At 40.5% G+C, this 24,272-nt stretch carries 18 protein-coding genes; 15 read left to right on the forward strand and 3 right to left on the reverse strand.

The features are described 5' to 3' along the window. The first annotated feature begins 122 nt into the window (after positions 1-122). From J0X14_RS04345 to J0X14_RS04400, 12 genes are all read left to right on the forward strand, one after another. Positions 123-3,347 carry a SusC/RagA family TonB-linked outer membrane protein gene (locus J0X14_RS04345; RefSeq protein WP_207096521.1) on the forward strand — a complete coding sequence of 1,075 codons (3,225 nt, stop codon included), beginning with the start codon at positions 123-125 and terminating at the stop codon, positions 3,345-3,347. A 28-nt stretch (positions 3,348-3,375) separates the two neighbouring features. Continuing rightward, positions 3,376-4,941, forward strand: a complete 1,566-nt coding sequence (locus J0X14_RS04350; RefSeq protein ID WP_207096522.1) for a RagB/SusD family nutrient uptake outer membrane protein — start codon at positions 3,376-3,378, stop codon at positions 4,939-4,941. Positions 4,942-5,091: 150 nt separating this feature from the next. Next, on the forward strand, positions 5,092-6,738 hold the full coding sequence (locus tag J0X14_RS04355) for a GH39 family glycosyl hydrolase (protein WP_242527909.1): 1,647 nt from the start codon (positions 5,092-5,094) through the stop codon (positions 6,736-6,738). Positions 6,739-6,800: 62 nt separating this feature from the next. Further along, entirely contained in the window at positions 6,801-7,970 is a 1,170-nt protein-coding gene (locus tag J0X14_RS04360) for an enolase C-terminal domain-like protein (RefSeq protein ID WP_207096523.1), read from the forward strand. A 10-nt stretch (positions 7,971-7,980) separates the two neighbouring features. Then, positions 7,981-8,757: an SDR family NAD(P)-dependent oxidoreductase gene (locus tag J0X14_RS04365; protein WP_207096524.1), complete on the forward strand. Its 777-nt coding sequence runs from the start codon at positions 7,981-7,983 to the stop codon at positions 8,755-8,757. Between the two features lie 33 nt (positions 8,758-8,790). Further along, complete coding sequence (gene araD1 / locus J0X14_RS04370; RefSeq protein ID WP_207096525.1) at positions 8,791-9,807, forward strand: AraD1 family protein; 1,017 nt, start codon at positions 8,791-8,793, stop codon at positions 9,805-9,807. Positions 9,808-9,834: 27 nt separating this feature from the next. Next, complete coding sequence (locus tag J0X14_RS04375; RefSeq protein WP_207096526.1) at positions 9,835-12,078, forward strand: glycoside hydrolase family 3 C-terminal domain-containing protein; 2,244 nt, start codon at positions 9,835-9,837, stop codon at positions 12,076-12,078. Further along, a complete protein-coding gene (locus J0X14_RS04380; RefSeq protein ID WP_242527910.1) occupies positions 12,078-13,700 on the forward strand; it encodes an aldehyde dehydrogenase (NADP(+)) in 1,623 nt (540 codons plus the stop codon). Before J0X14_RS04375 ends, J0X14_RS04380 begins: the two co-directional genes overlap by 1 nt. 23 nt (positions 13,701-13,723) lie before the next feature. Further along, complete coding sequence (dctP, locus tag J0X14_RS04385) at positions 13,724-14,773, forward strand: TRAP transporter substrate-binding protein DctP (RefSeq protein ID WP_207096527.1); 1,050 nt, start codon at positions 13,724-13,726, stop codon at positions 14,771-14,773. Then, positions 14,773-15,243: a TRAP transporter small permease gene (locus J0X14_RS04390; protein WP_207096528.1), complete on the forward strand. Its 471-nt coding sequence runs from the start codon at positions 14,773-14,775 to the stop codon at positions 15,241-15,243. The genes dctP and J0X14_RS04390 overlap by 1 nt, the downstream gene beginning before the upstream one ends. Positions 15,244-15,306: 63 nt before the next feature. Next, the gene (locus J0X14_RS04395; RefSeq protein WP_207096529.1) at positions 15,307-16,647 is read left to right on the forward strand and encodes a TRAP transporter large permease; all 1,341 of its coding nucleotides are present in this window, start codon (positions 15,307-15,309) and stop codon (positions 16,645-16,647) included. A gap of 252 nt (positions 16,648-16,899) precedes the next feature. Further along, positions 16,900-18,543, forward strand: coding sequence for an alpha-N-arabinofuranosidase (locus tag J0X14_RS04400; RefSeq protein WP_207096530.1), 1,644 nt, complete (start codon positions 16,900-16,902; stop codon positions 18,541-18,543). Between the two features lie 674 nt (positions 18,544-19,217). Here J0X14_RS04400 and J0X14_RS04405 read toward each other — a convergent pair. Next, the gene (locus J0X14_RS04405; protein WP_207096531.1) at positions 19,218-19,556 is read right to left on the reverse strand and encodes a YciI family protein; all 339 of its coding nucleotides are present in this window, start codon (positions 19,554-19,556) and stop codon (positions 19,218-19,220) included. 161 nt (positions 19,557-19,717) lie between these two features. Here J0X14_RS04405 and J0X14_RS04410 point away from each other — a divergent pair, with 161 nt between their 5' ends. The 3 genes from J0X14_RS04410 (at position 19,718) to J0X14_RS04420 (ending at position 22,177) form a co-directional block, all read left to right on the forward strand. Continuing rightward, positions 19,718-20,062 (forward strand): YciI family protein, encoded by a 345-nt coding sequence (locus tag J0X14_RS04410; RefSeq protein ID WP_207096532.1) that lies wholly within the window; start codon positions 19,718-19,720, stop codon positions 20,060-20,062. Between the two features lie 4 nt (positions 20,063-20,066). Then, positions 20,067-21,302 (forward strand): RNA polymerase sigma factor, encoded by a 1,236-nt coding sequence (locus J0X14_RS04415; RefSeq protein ID WP_207096533.1) that lies wholly within the window; start codon positions 20,067-20,069, stop codon positions 21,300-21,302. A 392-nt stretch (positions 21,303-21,694) separates the two neighbouring features. Beyond that, positions 21,695-22,177 (forward strand): hypothetical protein, encoded by a 483-nt coding sequence (locus J0X14_RS04420; RefSeq protein ID WP_207096534.1) that lies wholly within the window; start codon positions 21,695-21,697, stop codon positions 22,175-22,177. Between the two features lie 92 nt (positions 22,178-22,269). Here the strand turns inward: J0X14_RS04420 and J0X14_RS19190 are convergent, their stop codons facing one another. Together J0X14_RS19190 and J0X14_RS04430 are read right to left on the reverse strand one after the other, a co-directional pair. Continuing rightward, entirely contained in the window at positions 22,270-23,418 is a 1,149-nt protein-coding gene (locus J0X14_RS19190) for a sensor histidine kinase (protein WP_317194417.1), read from the reverse strand. Then, positions 23,418-24,203: a LytR/AlgR family response regulator transcription factor gene (locus tag J0X14_RS04430; RefSeq protein ID WP_207096536.1), complete on the reverse strand. Its 786-nt coding sequence runs from the start codon at positions 24,201-24,203 to the stop codon at positions 23,418-23,420. Before J0X14_RS04430 ends, J0X14_RS19190 begins: the two co-directional genes overlap by 1 nt. Positions 24,204-24,272: the final 69 nt, after the last annotated feature.

Here is a 24,272-nt window from a genome sequence, read left to right on the forward strand (position 1 = left end):
AAATAGTCAAATCATAAAATTGTGGATGTCTTTTTTGTCAAATTGATAAAATGAATTACCCAGACAAAATTCCAGAAGCTGTTTTTGCACCTAAATAATTAACCAAACAAATAAAAGCATAGATGAAAAAACAATCATTAACTCCGAAAATTCTGATTTTTCTGCTTTTGTCCGGTCTATTCCAGACGGATGGTATTGCCATGGGTATGAAACTCGAGATGGGAGGTAAGGACTCCAATCTGATTTTTGGAAAAAAAGTAGAAAGGGATGTGCATTTCTTGAATTTGACAAGTACAGTCCACAGAGATCAATTAACCATTACAGGTATAGTGACCGATACATCAGGCGAACCGCTTGCCGGTGCCACTGTTTTGGAAAAGGGCACTACCAATGGTACTATGACAGATTTTAACGGGGCTTTCAGTATAGCTGTAAGTTCTTCTTCCTCTGTTTTGGTAATTTCTTATGTGGGTATGCAAAAGATTGAGCAGGTTGTTGGTAGTTCCACCACGTTGAATTTCCAAATGTCAGAAGATGCGCAGGCCCTGGATGAGGTTCTTGTTATCGGTTATGGAACACAACAAAGAAGGGATGTAACAGGTGCTATTAGCTCTATATCCGATGATGATTTGGAGAAAAGTTCCATTAAAAGACCGGATGAGGCCCTTAAGGGTAAGGTAGCTGGGGTCCAAGTTAGAAATAACTCCAATGCACCAGGAGGGGGTATTTCGGTAAGAATCCGGGGTACGGCCTCATTATCTGCAGGTGGAACACCATTATACGTAATAGACGGAATGCCAATTTCTACAAACTTGGATACGGGAAGAAGCGGCGACGCAGGAACGTACGGTGCACCTCCAAACCCGCTTAACTCCATAGATCCTTCGGATATTGCCTCGATCCAAATCCTGAAAGATGCCTCTGCATCCGCTATTTATGGTTCACGGGCCGCAAATGGAGTGGTGCTCATCACCACTAGGAGAGGGCAGTACAATCAACAGAATATGGATATCGAGATTTCATCGGGGATAGCCGAGTTGAGCAACAAACTTCCTTTTTTGAACGGACGCCAATGGGCGGAACAGGCCAATGAAAGGGCAATTCTTATGGGCCAAGAACCTGTGTATTCCAGTCAAGATATTGAGCAAATTGGCGATGGTACTGATTGGCAGGACGAAATTTTCAGGACTGCACTTCAAAGAAATTACAAAGTCTCATTTTCCGGGGGTAATGATAAAACAAGATATCTGCTATCTCAAAACGTAACCCAGCAGGAAGGAATCATTAAGGGATCTCATTTCAACAGATATGGAACCACTATTAATGTTGATACCCAATTGGGTGAGCGTTTAAAAGTAGGGGAAAGCCTTATGTTCACGATTTCTGAAAACAAAATAGTGCCAACTGACACAAAAGGGTATGAAGGTGTTTCCAACGTAATCGATGCCTTATATGAGGCCCCACCAACAATTCCGGCACGCGATGAGAATGGTGATCCCACTTTGCTGGCTGCATATCCCTTGGGAGGTGGGCGTGAAAACCCATTGACCATGACGGATAATTATAAACAAATTGAAAATACAACACGTGTTATTGGTAATGTATTTGCAGACTATCAAATTAGAAAAAGCCTTAGTTTAAACCTAAAATTTGGGTTTGACATCAATGAATGGAGGTACCATGAATACTTTCCTATTGGTTCGGAAGCCTCTGGGGGAGCTAGTGGAAAAGCACGACAGTCCTCTGCAAGGAACATCAATATCAGTCAGTCCAATATCCTAACATATTCACCTACGATTAACGACAATCACCGGTTGACCATATTGGGGGGATATACGTATCAAAGAAATCTTTCAGAAGATTTTACGGCGGCTTCACATGGATATCCCATGGATAATTTTCAATACAACAATTTAGGACTGGGAAGTAATATTCAAGCCCCGGGAAGTAACAAATCGGAATGGACTTTGGTTTCTTACTTGGCGCGGGTCAACTATACCCTGTTCGATAAATATTTTCTTGCAGCTTCCATTCGGGCAGATGGGTCGTCCAAGTTCGGTGCCAACAACAAATATGGATATTTCCCATCAGTTTCGGCAGGGTGGTCCATTGCGGACGAAAAGTTCATCAGCGACCTGGATGTATTCAGTCAATTAAAGTTGAGAGCAAGTTACGGTCAAACAGGTAATGAGGATATAGGATCGTATAGGTCATTATCTCTCTTGGGAACCTCTTACGGTAGAAGGTCATCCTATATTTATGGAACCTCCAGTTTTCCCATTGCGTTTCCAAACAACATTCCAAACCCCGATCTAAGTTGGGAAAAAACCAGCGAGTATAATGCTGGATTGGATGTTGGTCTCTTTAGGGGGCGTCTAGGAATGTCAATTGATTATTACTACAAAAAGACCACCGACCTTTTATTGAGTGTGCCAATACCTACCCAGGCAGGGTTTGGGAGCGTACTTAAAAATACCGGAGCTATGCTGAACAAAGGGGTGGAGCTTGGATTGAACACTGTAAATTTTGAAGGCGAGTTTAGTTGGACATCCAACTTCAATATCGCGTTCAATAGAAATGAGATTCTGTCCCTGGGAGGTGCCCCGTTCATCAACGCAGGATGGGTAGGCGGTGGAAACGTGACCCCACACGGAAAACACACGGTTAGGTTGGAAGAAGGTCGCTCCATAGGTCAATTTTATGGGTCTGTCTATGAAGGTATATGGCAATCACAGGAAGAAATTGATGCAGTAGGAACAATGCCATCAGCAAGACCGGGTGATATACGCTATAAGGACGTGAATGGTGACGGAACCTACGATACCGAAAACGATGATGTCTTTTTGGGAAATCCCAACCCTGATTTTTCCTATGGCTTCACCAATGATTTGAGCTACAAAAATTTAAGCCTCCACATTTTTATGTATGGTGAGCAAGGGAACGAAATTTTAAATCTTTCTGTACAGCAAACTGCTTGGGATGGATTGGGTGTTTCGGCAAAGCGTCTGGATAGATGGAGTGAATCAAATCTAGATGGTAGATATAACTCTGCAAGAGGCTCCAATCCAACACGGGTAATGTCCGAATTGGTTGAAGATGGATCATTCTTACGGATACAGAATGTTACCCTGGGTTACAAACTGCCCATAGATGTTAGCCTATTTGGCAGACCGCTACAAAGTGCCCATTTTTCTTTGGGAGTGGACAACCTTGCTGTTTTCACAAAATACTCTGGTTACGACCCAGAAGTGAACTCTTATGGTAACAGTAACATGACCAGAGGGATGGACAGATTTGGATATCCTCCATCAAGAACATATCGACTAAGTCTTTCATTAAAATTTTAAACATAGAGAATTCAAAAAAATAGGAATCATGATAAAGTTCTCAATACATAAAAAATACAAAAGCTGGATTTTGGTTATGCTTATGGCCTTATGCCTTACCAATTGCTCAGATTTAGAGGAAAATGTTTACAGTCAAGTAAACGTAAGTGAGTTTTATACCACTGAAGACCAGGCCCAATTGGCACTGAATGGCGTCTACAGCATCTTTTTGGGAGGCGACATCTATAGGGATGGAATATGGACCACACTCGGCGATGTTACCGCGTTTACCCTAAAAGGTGGTGGTTCAGCAAATGGATCGGGTGATAGGTCTGGGGTTGATAATGAATGGAATACTTATACATGGACGGCCGATGCATTGGAGTTTAGTACAGAGTGGAACAGTAATTTTGGCGCACTGAACCGAGCCAATACGCTCATTGATAAGGTGGAAGGTTCCAGTATCTCAGAAAGTGCCAAATCAAACATTATAGGTCAGGCAAAGTTCATGCGAGCCTTTATCTATTTTGATTTGGTAAAATTATTTGGAGGTGTTCCCATTTATACCAACGGAACTTCAGATCTTAGTTTGGCCGATATTCCCAGAAACTCGCAGGAGGAGGTGTATGCACAAATAATTTCAGATTTGCAGGATGCCCAATCGGCTTTGTCTCCTTTCAATGCATCCGAACATGCACTTGGTAAGGCAAGCTACGCATCTGCAACCGCTTTGTTGGCAAAGGTTTATCTTCAACAACGCAACTGGCAAGCAGCGGCCCAAGAAGCAAAAAAGGTGATTGATATGAACCAATTTGCCCTGCAGGCCAATTATGAAAACACCTTTAATCCTGATACCCAAAATGGAAGTGAGCAGATATTTTCCATTCAGGCTGGAGGAACAGGCAATGAAAACTCACAGATTTATCAAACTAGATTTATTTATTTGGCAGGACCACCTGCCCAGAATCTGTCTGATGGACGAAGTGTGATATTTCATTCACTGAAAGATGTGGTAATTTATCAAGCCGATCAGGACTTCTTTAATGCTACACCAGATACCTACAGAAAATGGTGGACCATGCGGGAAAAAATGCCATACTACTATTTAAATAGTGTAAGTGAGGCCAACCTTGTTATGGATACCGTGCAAATGTATGCGCCCTTTTTGTTGAAATACCATAGGATCAACTTCTCTTCGGGAACCTTAAGGGAAGGTGTCAATTTTCCGATTATAAGATATTCAGATGTGCTTTTAATCTATGCTGAGGCGCTCAACGAGGCAAATGGTGGACCTTCGGCAGAGGCTTACAATGCCATTAACAGTGTAAGACGACGAGCCCGTGCGGTCGGTACGACTTCGGAGCAACCAGAAAGTACCTACCCGGACCTTTCGGGGCTGTCCCAAGGCCAATTCAGGGATGCTGTCCTTGATGAATATGCAAGGGAGTTTGCAGGTGAGGGGCATTTTAGATACGACTTGCTCAGACATGATAGGTTAATAAGCCATGCGCAAGCCAATGGGGCAAGTGCAGCGGAGGAAAAACATAAGTTGTTCCCTATCCCGTCTACCCAGACCAGTGTGAACGAAAATCTGGTGCAAAATCCTGGATATTAACTAACTTATGTGAATTACAGAATTAGAATCAACATAAATCAATACAATAAAACTAAAGTGAAAATGCAATACAGAAATTTTGAAGTTAGACCATTGGGTTTAAGGCCTACAATGATTTGGATACTATTTTTCCTTTTTAGTATGTCCAATATGAAATTTGTTCATGCGCAAACTGGGGACATGGTTTCCATTGACGTGGACCTCACCCAAGAAAAAGGAGAGATGAAACCCATTTGGGCCTGGTGGGGCTATGATGAGCCCAATTATACCTATATGAAGGATGGGACCAAACTGCTTACGGAGATATCCAATTTGAGTGCCACACCAGTGTATGTTCGCGCACATAGCTTATTGGTGACCGATGATGGACCAAGAGCAGCCTTGAAATGGGGTTCCACAAATGCCTATACAGAAGATGCAAAGGGAAATCCAATTTATGACTGGACCATCATTGATAAGATTTTTGACACCTATGTGGAAAGGGGTATGAAACCCATGGCCCAGATTGGATTTATGCCCAAAGCTTTGTCGAAAAAGCCAGAACCTTACAGACACTTCTGGAAGCCTGGGGCCAAATATGATGATATTTTCACCGGATGGGCCTATCCACCAAAGAATTATAAAAAATGGGCCGAATTGGTCTATCAATGGGTTTTGCATTCTGTGGAGCGTTACGGTAAAGAGGAAGTGGAAAGCTGGTACTGGGAGCTATGGAATGAGCCCAATATTGGATATTGGAGAGGTACTACCAAAGAATATATCAAACTTTACGATTACACCGCAGATGCGGTAAAAAGAGCACTTCCAACCGCAAAAATGGGTGGACCCGAAGTTACAGGGCCAGCTTGGGATGTGTCCGAGGAGTTCATGAGGGAATTTTTAGACCACGTAGCAAATGGAAAAAATTATGCCACAGGAGAAACAGGTTCCCCATTGGATTTTATCACCTTTCATGCTAAGGGAAGCCCAAAAGTGGTCAACGGCATAGTCCAAATGAATATGTCCAGTCAATTGCAGGACATTGATAAAGGTTTTGAAATTGTAGCCTCTTATCCACAGTTTAAGGATTTGCCCATTGTTATTGGAGAGTCCGATCCAGAAGGTTGTGCGGCATGCTCAGAGGGAGACTATCCTCACAATGCCTATAGAAATGGTACCATGTACTCAAGCTACACAGCTGCCTCGTTTGCTAGAAAATACGATTTGGCAGACCATCATGGTGTTAATCTTTTAGGTGCGGTAACCTGGGGATTTGAGTTTGAGGATCAAGCATGGTATGCTGGTTTTAGGGATATGGCCACCAATGGGGTTGATAAGCCTGTGTTGAATGTGTTTAGAATGTTTGGTATGATGACGGGAAATAGGGTCGCCGTAAATGGAGATTTAGCCTATGACTATCAAGAAATCACCAATAATAGTGTTCGGGGAGCTAAAACCGATGTGAATGCCATTGCAAGTAAAGATGATGGAACAGCGGCCATCATGGTTTGGAACTATCACGATGACAATATTGAAGGAGTGCCTGCCAACGTAAAAGTAAACGTAAAAGGGTTGCCAAAAGGAAGAGTTTTGTTGCACCATTACAGAATCGACAATGAGAACAGCAATTCCTATGAGGTTTGGAAAGCAATGGGCTCTCCGCAAAACCCCTCGCCAGAACAGATCAAAGAACTTGAAAAGGCAGGTCAGTTGAAAATGTTGACATCACCCACCTATATGACCATCACCGAAAGTACCACAACGGTAGAAATGGAATTGCCAAGGCAGGGTGTTTCCCTACTCCAGTTTACATGGTAAGGAAGCAACATAATGTTACATTAAATGCCAGTCCAAACTTTATAAAACCAAATAACACATAAATGAAAATTAAGAACATACGGGCAAAGCTGTACCAATGGACAGGACCCGTAAAGACCAGTGATACTATTTTCGCCACACCACTCAGCCCATTGCCATTCCAGAAGGATTCGCAGGCACCATTCCGATTTTTCAGTTGGCTAGTGGTTGAGGTTGAAACTGATGATGGCATAGTTGGTTTGGGAAATGCCGGTTTGTCCCCGGACGTTGCCAAGTTGGTCGTCGATGCCAAACTGACTCCATTGCTCATTGGGGAAAACCCATTGAATACAGAGTATCTTTTTGAAAAAATGTATCGGTCTTCCGTGGCCTATGGACGAAAAGGAGCTGTACTGGCCGCCATAAGTGCTGTGGACATTGCACTCTGGGACATTAAGGGAAAAGCCATGAAACAGCCCATATTTATGTTGATGGGAGGAAGGACCAAGGAAATCATCCCTACCTATTACAGCAGATTGTACACACGCGACCTTGACAGTCTCAGGAAAGAAGCGGAACATTATAAAGCAGAGGGTTTTACAGGAATGAAGCTTCGCTGCGGTTATCCGCTACGGGATGGAATCCAGGGCATGAAAAAGAACGTGGAAATGGTAAAAGTGGTCAGAGAGGTTGTTGGGGATGATGTGGATATTATGCTCGAGGCCTATATGGGATTTAACTATGCCTATGCCAGACGCTTTCTTAAGCTGTTGGAACCCTATAATTTAAGATGGGTGGAAGAGTTACTGTTGCCCGATGAAATCCATAATTTCTCCAAACTAAAAAAAGAGACAACAATACCACTTTCAGGTGGGGAACACGAATATACAAGGTTTGGCTTCCACGACCTTCTTCAGGCGAATGCATTGGACATTTTTCAATTTGATACCAATAGGGTAGGAGGATTTACCGAAGCCTTGAAAATCTGTAACATGGCCCAATGTCATGGTGTGGAAATCATACCGCATGGAGGACAAATGCACAATCTACATGTGGTGATGAGCTCTTTTGCATCCCCAATGGCAGAATATTTTCCAAAAACGGAAATCGAAGTCGGAAATGAACTCTTTTGGTACATTTTTGATGGGGAGGCCATCGCGGAAAATGGACAACTTCAACTGGATGACCATAAACCTGGACTCGGACTAACGCTAAAAACTGAAGATTTAACGCACTTTAATATCATTGAATAAAAGAACATAGATGAAGAACAGCATTATTGAACAACTTAACTTACAAGGAAAAACTGCTTTAATTGTTGGAGGAAATAGGGGATTGGGCCTAGCCATCGCCAAGGCATTTGCCGAGATGGGAGCCAACATATCCATTGCTGCACGTGATAATGAAACCAATCGTAATGCAGCGGATGAAATAAAGAAACAGTACGGGTCGGAATGTATGGTTCACAGTTGCGATGTAACTAATGAAGAAAATGTCAAGGAAACCGTTTCAAAAACAGCTGAGCATTTCGGCAGTATAGATATTCTTGTTAATTCAGCAGGAATCAATATTCGGGGAAAAATTGATGAACTCTCTGTTGCGGAATTTAATAAGGTGCAAGAGGTAAATGTCACAGGATCATGGCTGGCATGTCGAGAAGTCGTGCCCATAATGAAAAAGCATGGCTATGGCAGAATCATCAACATTGGATCCATGCTATCCTTGACTGCAATTCCAGAAAGGACCCCTTACGCCACTAGCAAGGGAGCTATTTTGCAGCTAACGCGAAGTTTGGGTATAGAACTTGCCAAAGAAGGCGTAACGGTCAATGCCATTTTGCCTGGTCCATTTGCCACTGAATTGAATCTACCATTGCTGGAAAATCCCGAAAAATACAAGGAATTTATTTCCAAAATACCAATGGGAAGATGGGCAGAACCCCATGAAATTGGTCCGTTGGCACTATACCTCGCAAGTCCCGCCTCTGGATTTGTTACAGGGGCAGGATTCTCAATAGATGGTGGCTGGATAGCGCAATAAGTTGGCCGAACTAAACTAAAACTGAAAAATTAAATGACCTCGAATAAATTACATCTGGTGCAGCTTCAGCATCCGAAAAATGGTAGGGCCATAGCCATGGTAAAAGAACCCAATCTTGTTTTGATTGATGGATTTACCTCTGTGTATGATTTGGCCTTGACCGCTATTGAAAATGAAGACTCCATACAATCCATTGTTCAGTCCAAATTGTCCAATGATACGTTGGATTATGATTCCATTTATAAGGGAAACAGCGATTGGAAATTACTTCCCTCGTTTGATCACCCCGAAGACCCTTTGAAATGTATGGTCTCTGGAACTGGACTTACACACCATAACAGTGCATTGAACCGACAGATGATGCATCAATCGGAAAAAACAACTCCAACGGACAGTATCAAGATTTATGAATGGGGGGTTCAAGGCGGCTTCCCTAAAAAAGGTGAGATTGGGGTTCAGCCCGAATGGTTCTACAAAGGCAATGGAACCGTATTAAAAGGCCATGGCGATTCCCTTGAGATTCCAGCCTATGCTGATGATGGAGGGGAAGAACCCGAATTAGCGGGTATCTATGTCGTGGATAAAAACGGACGGCCTTGGAGAATTGGACTAAGTGTTGCAAATGAGTTCTCCGATCATGTTATGGAAAAAAAGAACTATTTGTACTTGGCACCTTCCAAGATACGGCAGTGTGCTATCGGACCAGAAATTGTGATAGATGCTGATTTTTCCGAATATACCGGGGAAGTAAGTATTATCAGAAATGAAAAAATCCTATGGCAATCCCCTATAAAAACTGGCGGCACCAACATGTGCCATAGTTTGGAGAATCTGGAATATCATCATTTTAAATACGCTTCGCATCGGATTCCCTTTCAGGCCCATGTTCACTTTTTTGGAGCAGATGCCTTTAGCTTCGGAAACCAAATAGTTTTGGAGCAGGATGATACAATGACCGTGGCTTGGAATGGTTTGGGGAGACCTTTGCAAACCAAGCTAAATCAGGTTACGGATAAGGAAAAGATGATTTCGGTAAAATCCATAAAATAGGTCCTTGCCCTAAACAAAATGTGAATTATGAAACTTTTCTATACAAACACCCATATTCAAACCGTAATGACATGCTTTTTAGGAGCCATGGTTCTCTTGACCAGCGGCTGCATGGAAAGTGGAAAACAGGGGGTTGATGAGATTTACCTTGATTACGAACGCCCTGTTGATGAGCGTGTCCATGATTTGATGTCTCGTATGACCTTGGAAGAAAAGGCCACATTTTTGAATCATCGAGCGCCTGAAATTGAACGCTTTGGGATTATCTCCGATAAATGGAACCAATGCCTGCATGGCGTGGTTTGGGACAGGCCAACCACCATGTTTCCGATTTCCACGGCTGCTGCAGCAACCTGGAATCCCGAGTTGATGTATGAAGTTTCTTCGGCAATTTCCGATGAAGCCAGAGCTATATATAATGGCTGGCATCAAAGCCCCGATTTTGAAGGCGATAAAAAGGGGCTTATTTATCGTTCCCCGGTAATCAACATTAGTCGTAATCCCTATTGGGGAAGAATCAACGAAACCTTTAGTGAAGATCCTTTCTTAACAGGTAGAATTGGTGTGGCATACGTTAAAGGTCTTCAAGGAAATCATCCTAAGTACAGAAAATTAGTATCTACCTTAAAACATTACGCGGTGAACAATGTTGAGGCCAATCGACAATCACTTTCGGTAGATGTTAGTGAGCGGATGCTACATGAATATTGGTTGCCGCATTTTAAGGAATGTATTATTGAAGGAGGGGCACAATCCATAATGGCATCATATAATGCCATCAACGGCACGCCCAATAATATAAATAAACTCCTTCTCACAGATATTTTAAAAGACCAATGGGGATTTGATGGTTTTGTGGTTTCTGATTTGGGTGGCGTAAAATCAATGGTTGAAGGACACGAAAAAGGACAGATGACCTATGAAATTGCGGTGGCTGAATCTTTGAATGCAGGGGTGGATTTTTCGGATAAGGAGTTTATGGAATACATTCCCAATGCAGTTAGACAAGGCTTGTTGCCAGAGTCGCGCCTAGACGATGCCGTTTTTCGGGTGATGAAGGAACGCTTTCTTTTGGGTGAATTTGACCCTGCGGAGCAGGTTCCTTTCAGTACCATTCCTATGTCAATCATTGGTAGCGAAAAACATCTGCAACTTGCTTTGAAGGAAGCCCAGGAATCCATGGTATTGCTCACTAACAAAAACAATTTGTTACCGTTTGATAAAACCAAATTGAACAGCATTGCTGTTATTGGCCCTCATGCCGATATATTTGTCTCAGGAGGGTACAGTGGACTTCCTACAGAGGTTGTCACTCCGATTGAGGGAATTAAAAATAGTGTAGGGAAAGGGGTCAAAGTTACTTTTGCCAAAGGATGTGAACCACCACCACCAAGTCGATGGTCGTTGGAAGATTTCCCTGAAGCGGAATGGTTGATGGGAGAAGAAATTGCCGATGAGAATTCAGCTTTAGCTGAAGCAGTCAAGGTGGCCAAAGCGGCTGATGCCGTATTGCTGTTTGTAGGTACCACGCTGGGAATTGAAAGAGAAGGGCACGATAGGGAAAGTCTTCATCTTCCTGAAAATCAAGAAAAATTAATCGATGCAGTCATGGAAGTCAACCCAAATACAGTGGTTGTACTAATGAACGCGGGACCTTTAGCCATTCCAAAAGTAAAGGAAAAAGCCCCAGCCATATTGGAAGCCTGGTGGGCCGGTCAGCAGGGTGCGCCCGCCATCGCAGATGTGATTTTTGGAGATGTGAATCCGGGAGGGAAACTGCCTTATACCGTTTATGCTTCCGAAGCCCATGTGCCTTCACAGGACGAGTACGATATTACCAAGGGATTCACTTATATGTACCTTGAAGAAGAGGCCTTGTTTCCTTTCGGGCATGGATTGAGCTACACCAAATTTGACTATGCCAATCTACAGGTTTCCAAAACACAAGTTTCGGAAGAAGATGAATTGATGGTCAGTGTGGATGTCACCAATTCAGGGGAAAGGGCTGGCGATGAAGTGGTGCAGTTTTATGTGCATGATGTTGAATCCAGCGTAAAAAGACCCATCAAAGAACTAAGGGGATTTGAGCGAGTTCCATTGGAACCAGGAGAAACAAAAACAATCACTTTTTCCTTACCGGCGGGCAAACTTTCATTTTATGACGAGAAATCCCATGACTTTAAGGTGGAACCGGGCGAATTTACATTGATGGTTGGAAGCTCATCCGAAGATATAAGACAGCAAACACAAATAGAAGTCGTAAAAAAATAATGATACGGAACATGGAAATTGAAATGAAAAGTACACAGTTGACAGGCGATAATTATATAGGATTCAAAAAAAGCGGTAAGGGGAACAGTGTGTTTCAGGCTGTGTCACCAAATGATGGTGTTGCACTTCCCGTTGAATTTAAAAGAGCCACTGATGAGGAATTTGAGGAGGCCTTATCCTTGGCGGAAGAGGCATTTCCAATCTATCGCTCCATTTCGAATGAAAAACGCGCCAATTTTTTAGATCGCATTGCTGATGAAATCATGGCATTGGGCGATGTTTTAGTGGAGAGATGCGCTTTGGAATCAGGCCTGGGAACACAGCGAATAACTGGGGAACGGGGAAGAACCTGTAATCAGTTAAAATTATTTGCGCAACTTTTGCGTGACGGGAATTGGGTAGATGCCCGAATTGATAAATCAAACCCTGATAGGCAACCCGTACCCAAACCAGATGTTAGGCGAATGCTTATTCCAGTTGGCCCTGTGGCAGTCTTTGGGGCAAGTAATTTTCCGTTGGCATTTTCAACTGCAGGCGGGGATACTGCATCAGCGTTGGCAGCAGGTTGCCCTGTGGTAGTTAAATCCCACTCATCGCACCCTGGAACCAATGCATTGGTTTCTTTCGCTATTAATAAGGCTGCACAGGAAACTGGGATGCCTGAAGGGGTTTTCTCTTCGATTTATTTATCGCATGAGTATTCCGTTAAACTTGTGGAACACCCAATCATAAAATCTGTAGGGTTTACAGGTTCGCGCTCTGTTGGTATGACGCTTTTCAAAGCGGCGATCAATAGACCAGAACCTATATCCGTTTTTGCGGAAATGAGCTCCATAAACCCAGTTGTTTTACTGGAAAATGCCATTAAGGCAAAGACGGAGCAATTAGCTGAGTCTCTTGTTCAATCGGTTACCTTAGGGGTTGGCCAGTTTTGTACCAATCCAGGTTTGGTGCTATTAATCAAGGGAGAGACAAGTCAAAAATTTCTTCAGACCTTTTCTAAATCTCTGGAAAAAGCTGCTCCTGGGGTAATGCTGAACAAGAACATTGCTAGTTCTTACAGAAATGGAGTGGAATCACTTCAGAAAAATGGACAAGCAACCTTACTGGCGGAATCGGCTGTGAAAGGTAAAGAATTAAATACCATGGGAAGTCCTGCTGCTTTCACCGTAAGTGGAACCCATTTTTTACAGGATAATGCATTTTCGGATGAAGTTTTTGGTCCGGCTTCTGTATTTGTTCTCTGCAATGACCATGCACAACAATTGAAGGTTTTGGAGTCTTTTGAAGGGCAATTAACGGCTACCGTTCATGCTGAAAAAGGAGATGAGCAAGCATTGCCATCAATAATTGAACTTATAACACAAAAGGCAGGGAGGGTTATTTATGGAGGATTTCCAACTGGTGTAGAGGTATGCCATTCCATGCAGCATGGAGGTCCTTTTCCCGCGACCACCTTTGCCAACTCCACCTCAGTCGGTACAGATGCCATACGGCGCTTTGTTCGTCCCGTGGCCTATCAGGATTTTCCAAATGATTTCCTGCCTAATGAACTTAAAAATGACAATCCCTTGCAATTATTAAGATTGGTGGATGGGAATTGGACCAAGGACAAAATTTAATCGATACAGAGATTATTCACTACATGACCATACAATTTTCGCATACTAAATTCTTGGCAGCTCTTGTTCTGGTGACATTGGTTATTGCTTCGTGCAAGAACAATGATAAAGGAGGAAAAACATCCAAGCCTGAACTCAGATTTAGGTTGGCCTTGGAAATGAAGCCTGAGACCAAGATTTGGGAAGTGGCGAATCTCTTTCGGGAAGAATTACAAAAGGCCTCACCTGAGCATGGGATAAAACAGGGTGAAATTGTAGTGGATTTTTATGATCAAGGGTCAATCGGAACAGAACGTCAATTATTGGAGGCCTGCAGTTTTGGCGTGGTAGAAGTAGTACAGGTAAACTCTGCGGTGGTGACTACCATAGAACCATCCTATGCCATTTTAAACCTTCCCTACCTTTTTTCCGACAAATCACACCTTCAGAAGGTGTTGAATGGCCCAACGGGGAAAGAAATGTTAGATATGCTCTCAAAGCATGATTTGCAAGGGCTGGGATTTTATAGTGCAGGTTTTCGGAGTATGTTCTTTACCTACCCTAAAGACCGCCCATGTGCTTCTACCCCAGAAGAATTTAGGGGACTTAAAATTCGCGTAATGGAAAGTCCCACAATGATCAATACCATCAATGCCATGGGGGCGAGTGCATCGCCCTTACCGTTCTCGGAGCTTTATCAGGGCATAAAAACTGGTGTGGTGGACGGTGCGGAGAACAGCGTAAAAGTATTTGCTTCTTATCGATATCAAGAAGCAGGGTGCAACTGTTTTTCCCTTACGGAACATTCCGCTGACCAGCACGTTCTTATTGTCAACCAAAAATGGTTGAATGATTTGGAGCCAAAGTACAGGGAGAGAATTAAGCAGGTGGCTTCAGCCATAACCCCAAAATATAATGCTATTTGGGACGCCACAAGCAAGGAGGCTATGGAATATGTGGAACATAACTCGGTCCGTATACAAGAAGTGGACAAAACAGCTTTTATGGAATCCGTGACTCCTGTTTATGATGAATTTTTTGAGATATATCCGAATGTCTCCAGAGCTCTATTTAATCGAATAAAAAATAAGTGATGAAACGCATAATAGATAAAATGGTGGACGGACTTTTGGCGTTGATATTGGGGTCGATGTCGCTCATCGTGGCGGCTAACGTTTTCTTTAGATTTGTGCTGAATGCCTCACTCTATTGGGTAGATGAGGTTGCGCAGATACTTTTGGTGTGGCTTACATTTATTGGAGCCGCCTTAGCCATTCGGGAAAAGGCACACTATGTCCTTAATTTTCTGAGCGAAAAATTAAAGGGCAAGGCCCAACGCCCATTTTATATCCTTCAGCAAGTACTCATTTTGTTTTCCATAATCCTACTGCTGTATTATGGCTCCATAGTGGTATGGAAGATTCGATATTGGGTCATGCCCGCCACAGAGATTTCCAGGATGTTTGTCTACATCGCCTGCCCTTTGGGATGTGCCTTAATGTTGTACTATGCCCTTTGGGGAATTCGATCGGAATACATCAATAAAAAGGAAGACTTGGAATGACAAGCTGAGGAAACTAATACAAAATGAAGCGAGCTTAAATACAATGATTAATAAAATGTTTTAATGGGAACCATACTGATAATTACTTTTTTGATTTTACTGCTTTTAGATGTGCCAGTGGCTTTTTGTATGGTACTATCTTGTTTTGCGGCCTTATTGTATGTTGGTGTAGATCCCATTATGGTAGGATTGGAAACTACCCGGTCCCTATCTTCTTTTTATTCATTTTTGGCCGTTCCTTTTTTCATCCTAGCGGGAGAACTTATGAATTATGGAGGACTCTCCCAAAGATTGATAAGGCTGGTAAAGGCATTGATTGGGCATTATAGAATTGGATTGCCTGCGGTGACCACGGTCTCTTCGCAAATGTTTGGAGCAGTGTCTGGTGCCTCTGCGGCCACTTGCGCCGCTGTTGGTGGAATTATGATTCCGGCATTGGAGAAAAATGGATATAACCGAGCTTTCAGTACGGCATTGGCTGCATGTTCAGGAACTACAGGGGCATTGATTCCTCCGAGTATCCTACTGCTCATATATGGTACGTTGGCCAATGTGTCCATTGAAAAACTATTCATAGGTGGAATTATTCCAGGAATTCTTGTTGGCATCAGTATTATAGTCATTAGCAGCTATATGACCCGGAAAATGACCATTGTGAAGGAACCTAAAGCTGACCTCAAGGAAATAAAGGAAAGTTTTATAGGAGCCCTGTTTCCAATAGGGCTGGTAATTGTGATTTTTGTGGGCATCATGGGTGGTTTTTTTACGGCCACGGAAGCGTCCGCAGTGGCAGTGGTCTATGCTGCTTTGGTGGGCTATTTTGCATATCGAAAACTAAAATTGAAAGATCTTCCAAAAATTCTATTGTCCTCGGCCAAGACAACGGCAGCTTTGAGTTTTTTGATTGCCTGTGCAAGTCTGTTTGCATGGACTTTGGCCATTGGTAAGATTCCTGAGATGATTACAGGGGATTTAATTGGATTTTGTGACAGTTTGATAACATTTTCAGGTATTGATTTTTCACCCGATACCTTGGCAAGTGTCCGTGTATTTTTGGTGCTCATCGTGCTAAATATCACTTTATTGTTTGTGGGGATGTTCATTGATGCGGGTCCAGGCCTGCTTATTGTTGTGCCGGTCGTATTGCCCATTAGCCAGGCTATTGGGATGGACCTTGGACTTGACGCCGTGCATTTTGGGATTCTCGTGGTTTCCAATATGATCATAGGGCTGGTTACGCCACCAGTGGGTTCCACACTTTTTGTGGCCAGTGCCGTTGGAAAAGTGTCCATTTCTAAAATGACCCCCTATGTATTGAAGTTTCTTTTGGCCATGATCATTATTCAACTCCTAATTACCTACTGGGCGCCGATAACAACATTTTTACCATCATTAATGCCGTAGAATCATAATCATGATAAAATCAAAGCATATAAAATATATACAAAAGTGCAAGTAAGTTAGTTTAGTTTAGTTCTTTTAGTGAAAAGTGAAGCGTAAAGCTGAGCTTTTCAAGTGTTAGTTTTATTCAGTTGATTAGCGAAAAGCGCAGTGTAAGAGCTGCGCTTTTTAAAAACAACGATTCTAAACAGCTGCACTGAATTTTTTTATTCCTATAGTAATCAATCAAAAAAAAATAGTAAAACCAAAATAACCATGAAATTCGATTTCAATCAAAAAATAGGTGTAACCCCAGCTTTAACAAAGCTTGTAATTTGTTGTTTGATGATTGCAGGTTTGCAAACTAAAATAACCGCACAACAGAAGGCAAAAATCAAAATCGACACTGATCGTGTTATCGGAGACATAAGTCCGTTGCTCTATGGAAATTTTGTGGAACATTTGGGCAGATGTGTTTATGGAGGTATTTATGATCCGGGATCACCGTTGGCAGACGAAGATGGATTTCGTAAAGATGTTTTGGAAGCTGCAAAGGATTTAAACGTGACCATCACAAGGTATCCAGGCGGAAACTTTGTGTCCAATTATCATTGGGAGGACGGTGTGGGACCAAACCGAGTACCTAGAATGGAGTTGGCATGGTCTCGATTGGAAACCAATCAATTTGGAACCAATGAGTTTATGGACTTCGCTAAAAAAATGGGGACGGAACCCTATTTTTCGGTCAACATGGGTACAGGGACCATTGAAGAGGCCCAACGATGGGTAGAATATACAAATGTTAAGGGCAATTCATATTACGCAAAGCTAAGGGAAGAGCATGGGTATCCCGAACCGCACAACATTACCTATTGGAGTTTGGGTAACGAAATGGACGGATTTTGGCAAATGGGACATTTAAATGCCGAAGACTATAGCAAAAAAGCCAGGGAAGCCGCAAAGCTGATGAAGTTAACGGACCCTAATATCAAATTGATAGCTGCGGGATCTTCAAATTACCGTCCTTTTGCCGACCCTAATGAATGGAATGCAACAATCTTAAAGGAACTTAGGGATGTTGTGGATTTTTTGGCCATCCATATGTATGTCGGAAATCCAGATGACAACTACTATAATTTTTTGTCAACTCCCTTGGTCATGGAGCAACGGACAAAACTCATTAAAGGTCTTATAAATGTTGAGATGCAAAAGGCGGATAGAGGGGAGAGGGATCCTATTTATATCGCCTGGGACGAATACAATGTTTGGTATAGGGCAAGACGGGGAGCTTCTTCCAAAGGGGAGAGAGCCTTGGAAGAACATTATAATCTTGAAGATGCCTTGGTGATTGCAGGATTCCTAAATAGTTTTATTAGGAATGCAGATGTCGTTAAAATGGCAAATATGGCTCAATTGGTCAATGTTATTGGTCCAATGTTCACTAATGAAGAAGGCATGTTCAAGCAAACCATTTATTATCCACTTCAATTATTTTCCCAAAATATGCATGGTACGGCATTGGATCTATTTGTGGATTGTGGGACATACGATACGGAAGAGTTCAATATTGGTCTGGGGGAGCAGATGACACAACAAAGTAACGTTCCTTATTTAGATGTTTCAGCAGCAATAAATGGGGATGAAATTATATTAGCGGTTGTTAATCGACATCTAACGGAGTCGATATCCACGGATATTGTTTTACAGGAAGGAGCTTTTAACGGTAATGTTGAAGTTGTAGAGGTCAATGGCCCCAATGTAAAAGCGCAAAATACATTTGGGAATGAAATTATTAAAAGTAAGAATGTCAAAAATTCAAAAATCTCAAAAAGTAGTTTCACATATAACTTTCCCGCCCATTCATTTACCATGATCAAGGGTAAGTATAAAAAAATGGGGGGAGATAACCTGAAAAATTAATTTAGACTTCTATTTACAGTTGAATTAAAAGTACTCTTAAGAAGATGATTTAAGGGTATCCTTATTAGTTAGAATAGGGCAATCTTGATTTTAGGCTCAACGGGGTTTTCTATTTCTTTTGCTATGGAGAAAGGATTTGTTTCGAAACAATAGATGTGCCTTAGGACAGCCTAATCTTAAGGCGCGTTTCATGTCAAAAACGTGTACGGTACCGTGTACTGTCCGTAAAAATAGGGAAACATTGGGCATAAAAAACGGATTGCTGGTACACAATCCGTTGATTCTTGGCTGTTTAGCCCTTGTAGCGGGAACTGGACTCGAACCAGTGACCTTCGGGTTATGAGTTCCACCAAACCCCTTATTTTATGCTATTTAGGGTGTATTTTGCCAAAAAACGTGTACGGTATCGTGTACGGTTATTTTGGTCTAAAATAGTCAAAATACCTTAATTGATTAAACTATTATTCAATGCTTTAGGATTGGCTTATTCTTCTTAGAATTGGATTTTCTACAATAGTAAATGACTTCTATCTGAATTTTGAAGTATTTATTTCAGGTTGTTTAAAATAATCAGGATACTTCGATTTCCGGTATTTGATATTATTAAGAGTGGATCATCCTTTTCAAATAAAAACAATAATGAATTTTATCTTCTGAGTTATGACAAAATCATATCAAGTAATGTTTTGAGCATCCAACACTGGGTGAATATTGATAAAATTACAAAAAAGAAGAGGACATTTGGAGGCAATGGAAAAGGCCTCTTGATAATCTTTGCACTTAAGTTTGATAAACCCTGTTATGAAATTACTTCCTTCTTCAAAATCTTCAATGGAATAGATAGAGCAAGAATCATTGATATTGATATATCTTTTTTCAAAAGGGCAACCTTCCAAGTATTTCCCCAATTTTTTTAAATGATTGCTCCATTGTAAATACTCTTGCATAACAACTTGCATTTCTTTAGGGGAGGGTTCAAGACCGTTACTTGAAAGTAGTAACACAAAATCCATAACATCACTTTATAAGTATATTTAATTACAAAAGGTTTTAGGGAAAGGGGACATTAATATTATTGCTATTTTTAACTTAATTTCAACATTTATTTTGTCCCCTCTTATGTTTGAAGTCTGTTCTAGTCATTGTAAATAATTTTTTATCTAAAAATCATGGTATGAAAGAATTTATTCTGTTGATACATGGTGATAGCTATCACGACGAATCCCCTCAAGCTCTGGAAGAGCATATGCAAAAATATGTTGAGTGGATGAAAGACTTAAAAAATAGAAACTTGTTTGTAAAAGGTAACCGGCTTGAAAATGACTCTCGAGTTGTTCGACCTAAAACAATAATTGGTGATGGACCCTATGTTGAGCCAAAAGAAATAATAGGGGGGTATATCATACTAAGGGCCAATAATTTGGGCGAGGCCGAAGAACTGGTGCTAACTTGCCCTTTGAGTAACGAATTTTTCATAACAGTAAAGCCTTTGATGCCAGATCCATCCGAGTTTATCTAATTTCATGCAGGAAGATGTAAATCAACTTGTGGATAATTTATTCAGGACCGAATATGGTAAAATGGTGTCGTATCTCACCTCGAAATTTGGAATCAATTTTTTGGAGGAAGCGGAAGATGTAGTTCAAGACACCTTGGTCACCGCCTACCAAAATTGGACCTTTAACGGTGTGCCGGAAAATCCACAAGCTTGGATATTTGTTGTGTGTAAAAATAAAGCAATCAATATCCTAAAAAAAAAGAGCAAGTCAGTTAATATTGATAACTATCAGAAATATTTTTCGATTCCACCGGTTTCTACCAAACTAGAACAGGAAATCGAAGATAGTATGCTGAGGATGATTTTTAATTGTTCTCTAGTCCAAATTGACGACAAGAGTTCTATAATTTTAATTTTAAGCACTTTATGCGGTTTTAGCCGAAAGGAAATTGCCCAAGCCTTGTTGATTGAGGAAGAGGCGGTTAAAAAAAGGCTTTATCGTGCAAAAAAACGAATTCGTGAGACCCATCTCAACTTTGATTTGAAAAAAGGTGTCGATCTTCAAGATAGACTTTCCGTAGTTTGTGATACCCTATACCTGCTTTTTAATCAAGGTTATAATTCTTCAAGTCAAAAGGAACTTATTAGAAAGGATATGTGTCTAGAGGCACTAAGGCTGACCGATTTGCTCTTGCAATCCTTTCCAGGCGAACCAAAAATAAATGCTTTGATGTCTTTAATGTGCTTTCATATAGCCAGATTTGAAAGTAGAATTGATGATAGAGGGGCTATTGTTCTACTCAAAAATCAGAACAGGGATTTATGGAACAAGGAAATGATTAATGGTGGATTACGTTATTTATCTGCCTCTGCTTCAGGTGAAATTTTAAGTACTTTTCATATAGAAGCTGGTATTGCCGCCGAACACTGCTTATCCGACGATTTTAAAAGTACTAACTGGTTAAAAATAAGCGAATTATACCAGTTGCTTTATCAATATAAGCCATCTCCAATTATTTTGTTGAACCAAGCAATAGTTAAGTGGCAACTTGGCTATCAAGGAGAAGCAATTGACGATTTGAACTCACTTAAGGAAGATGACATTTTGAATGGTTATTATCTTTTACATGCAACCTTGGGAGAGTTCTACGCTGTTACGGGAAAACCTAATTTGGCGTTGGAATCATATGTTATTGCAAAAAATCTTACTTCTTCTAACCTGGAGAAAGAACTTATTCATCGAAAAATGGATTCCCTTTAAATTATTACTTTCTTTCATTCTTCCCAAAGCATGTAACTTCATGAGGCATGTACGTAGAACCATTCTATGATATATTGCGGTAGAACACCTATTCTATCCAAGAACTTTGAATTGTAGAAGCACACAGTACCAGTTTTGCACTATTCCCGTACATTCAAAACAAAATAGTGTTCATTCGAAACATACATCCTCTAACAGTATGGTTATTGATTAATTTTAATTAGAATTTTTGATGAGAAGAGAAGTTTTGTTCTCATTCTAAAATTTTTGAATTAGCTAAATGAAAGCCGGTTGACGCCGGCTTTTTTATTCTCATCGATTACACAACGTCGTCCCCTTTGACCTTTCTGGATTGTTCTTTTAAAACAATACCGTAAAACAAAGTAAGAATCATGAAGGAACTTAAATTGGAGTTTGAAATCCTTAAGCCTCATAGCGATTGTTGGGATTATCTGATTGAAACGGAACCCTTTGGTTTTTTGGAGGAGGTTAAACAGCTCTACAAACCGTCAAAAAAAACAGTTGAGCTTGGCGACATATTTATGTTTCAGCTCAATCTAAGGAACATTTTATTAGAGGTAATAGATAAGGTCGAGAATGAAACGATTACATATATAGTTAGGTGCGGAGAGAATGGAAATGAATTTAAAATTTCCATTAATCTGAAATATTTGAACCCAGTAAGGTCCAAAATTATTGTTATCTCGACACCCGTCAAAAAAAAGGGAAATAGCAACTTTCTCTTGAAGGTTTTATGGCAAACAAGAGTGAAAAAGTTAATAAAAAATGAGGTTTATAACTATCTATTGCTCAAAAAAAATAAAGAGGAAGAAAGTTATTCTAACTTGGAGTCAGTGCTGACATTAAAGCATTAAAGTAGATGTAATATATCACATAAGAAATTCTGTCACAAGCATCTTTTTTGGAAAGTATTTTTTTCTAGGCTTAAATACTTATAAGAATAAAATTACAGTTTTAGACTACTCCTTTTATCAAAGCTCTTTTTAACTAATTCTGGAATGATAATTTTTGAAACAACACCGGATTCATCCTTCTTATTTTTGACATGAAAATAAAAATTGTCACCATAAAGATTTTCCAACCTTTTGCGAATATTGATTAGAGCTGTTCCTTTTGCAAACCTTCGTTTGCCAATAGAGGTTTGTATCGGTTTACCATTGTTCGAGACCAAAATATGAATATATTCATTTTCAAAGAATAGTTCGATAATGACCAAGAGCTTTGGATGTCTTTCAGAGAACCCATGTTTTATGGAATTCTCTACAAGTGGTTGCAAAACAAAGCTGGGGATTTTCTTATTCAATGTTTGCTTTTGAATCTTGGTCTTGAAAAAAAAGTCATTGTCAAATCTTGTCTTAATTAGACTCATGTAGTCCTCCAAGAAGTGAATTTCTTCACTGACTGTTTTCAATGAGTTCCTTTCATTTTTAAATGACTGCCTTAGAAATGAGCTTAAATTATTTAGAACTTCTTGCGCCTTTATTTTGTCATCCTCTACGAGGGCTGAAACACTATTTAGGGTATTGAATATAAAGTGTGGTTGTATTTGTGCTTTCAAAGCATTGAATTTTGCTTCATTCAATTGAGCTTCCAACCTTGATTTAAGAAACCTATTAGCCCTATAACCATCAAAATAATTATAGATATAAATAATACTGGCCATCGAAAAATAGACCAAGAAATTGAGGTCAGAAAGGAGTATTACCTTGTTTACAATTATCCAAAGGTTATTTTCCATGATAGGCAGTTTATCAATGGCCTTTAAAATAAAGTAACTGGTAGTCATAATGGCAAATCCTATCAAAATGGACAAAAACAAGTGTTTTATTACAAACCATACCAAAGTTCTACTGGAATTAAAGGCATCTTTTGGCGTGGTCAGTGCTACTAAGCCCATGTAGACCAAAACCACAAACCAATCAACCAAAAATACTTCCCAGAAGTCTAGCGGGTTTCTTTTTGTTGGATTGATCGAAGTTTTATAAGCGAACAAGTTTTTAAAAAAGGATATTAACTCAAATACGGAGTAGAAAAGTACCAAAATGACCAGAAGTCTTTGATAAAAAGGGTTTTTTAATTTTTGTAGTAAGGTCATTACATTCCTAAATTTCCCAAAAACTTTTTTCTATAAGACTTACTTACCCTAAAAAGCTCACCATCGTTCATCTTTACATCAATTTCATAGTAACTGCTGGTAATCACTTCCTGAATATGGTCAGAGTTTATAATTGTGGAACGGTGGATTCTTATGAATTTTGTTTTGTCAAATTTTTTTAACAAGCTTGATAAGGAGTCTCTGAGTGCCAACATTCTATCCTCCATGTGGAGCTCGGCATAACTGCCGCTGGCCAAAATATATTTGATGTTGTTACCCTTTAACAACATGGTTTTGGTTCCTATTTTTATTGGTACCTTTTTGAGTGATTTGTGAATGGTTGGGTACTCACTTCCACTATTTGAAAGATTATTTATTAGATCTTTGAGTTGTTCACGACTTAGGATAAGTTCTTTTTTTTCAAGAATAGTGATGCAGCGTTGTATACTTCTATCCAGCCTCTCCTTTAAAAAAGGTTTAAGCAAAAAGTCCACAGCCTGTACTTCGTATGATTTAATGGCATATTCATCAAATGCGGTAATGAATACAATGAGGGGAAAGTTTTTCATCTGTTTCAACCCATTCAGTACATCGAACCCGGTTAAATCCTTCAACTGGATGTCTAGGAAAAGTATGTCCGGTTGAAAGTGTACTATTTTTTGTATAGCATCTCCAGCATTATTGGCGTGGTCCAAAACCTCTATTTGATTCCACGATTCCAGCAAGGAAGAAATTCTTTTCCTTGCCAAGGCCTCGTCATCTACAATTAGTGCACTATATCCCATCTTATTTTGATTAGTCCATATTATATGTACATCAAAATGCCATTGTGGGGACGCTAGAATAGAAGTATT

This window comes from Allomuricauda sp. CAU 1633, from assembly GCF_017313225.1.
Classification (GTDB): domain Bacteria; phylum Bacteroidota; class Bacteroidia; order Flavobacteriales; family Flavobacteriaceae; genus Flagellimonas.

Bases quoted from the DNA above. Each gene is read 5' to 3' on its own strand.
- J0X14_RS04345 (WP_207096521.1), top strand. From the start codon at position 123: ATGAAAAAACAATCATTAACTCCGAAAATTCTGATTTTTCTGCTTTTG.
- J0X14_RS04350 (WP_207096522.1), top strand. From the start codon at position 3,376: ATGATAAAGTTCTCAATACATAAAAAATACAAAAGCTGGATTTTGGTT.
- J0X14_RS04355 (WP_242527909.1), top strand. From the start codon at position 5,092: ATGAAATTTGTTCATGCGCAAACTGGGGACATGGTTTCCATTGACGTG.
- J0X14_RS04360 (WP_207096523.1), top strand. From the start codon at position 6,801: ATGAAAATTAAGAACATACGGGCAAAGCTGTACCAATGGACAGGACCC.
- J0X14_RS04365 (WP_207096524.1), top strand. From the start codon at position 7,981: ATGAAGAACAGCATTATTGAACAACTTAACTTACAAGGAAAAACTGCT.
- araD1 (WP_207096525.1), top strand. From the start codon at position 8,791: ATGACCTCGAATAAATTACATCTGGTGCAGCTTCAGCATCCGAAAAAT.
- J0X14_RS04375 (WP_207096526.1), top strand. From the start codon at position 9,835: ATGAAACTTTTCTATACAAACACCCATATTCAAACCGTAATGACATGC.
- J0X14_RS04380 (WP_242527910.1), top strand. From the start codon at position 12,078: ATGATACGGAACATGGAAATTGAAATGAAAAGTACACAGTTGACAGGC.
- dctP (WP_207096527.1), top strand. From the start codon at position 13,724: ATGACCATACAATTTTCGCATACTAAATTCTTGGCAGCTCTTGTTCTG.
- J0X14_RS04390 (WP_207096528.1), top strand. From the start codon at position 14,773: ATGAAACGCATAATAGATAAAATGGTGGACGGACTTTTGGCGTTGATA.
- J0X14_RS04395 (WP_207096529.1), top strand. From the start codon at position 15,307: ATGGGAACCATACTGATAATTACTTTTTTGATTTTACTGCTTTTAGAT.
- J0X14_RS04400 (WP_207096530.1), top strand. From the start codon at position 16,900: ATGAAATTCGATTTCAATCAAAAAATAGGTGTAACCCCAGCTTTAACA.
- J0X14_RS04405 (WP_207096531.1), bottom strand. From the start codon at position 19,556: ATGGATTTTGTGTTACTACTTTCAAGTAACGGTCTTGAACCCTCCCCT.
- J0X14_RS04410 (WP_207096532.1), top strand. From the start codon at position 19,718: ATGAAAGAATTTATTCTGTTGATACATGGTGATAGCTATCACGACGAA.
- J0X14_RS04415 (WP_207096533.1), top strand. From the start codon at position 20,067: ATGCAGGAAGATGTAAATCAACTTGTGGATAATTTATTCAGGACCGAA.
- J0X14_RS04420 (WP_207096534.1), top strand. From the start codon at position 21,695: ATGAAGGAACTTAAATTGGAGTTTGAAATCCTTAAGCCTCATAGCGAT.
- J0X14_RS19190 (WP_317194417.1), bottom strand. From the start codon at position 23,418: ATGACCTTACTACAAAAATTAAAAAACCCTTTTTATCAAAGACTTCTG.
- J0X14_RS04430 (WP_207096536.1), bottom strand. From the start codon at position 24,203: ATGGGATATAGTGCACTAATTGTAGATGACGAGGCCTTGGCAAGGAAA.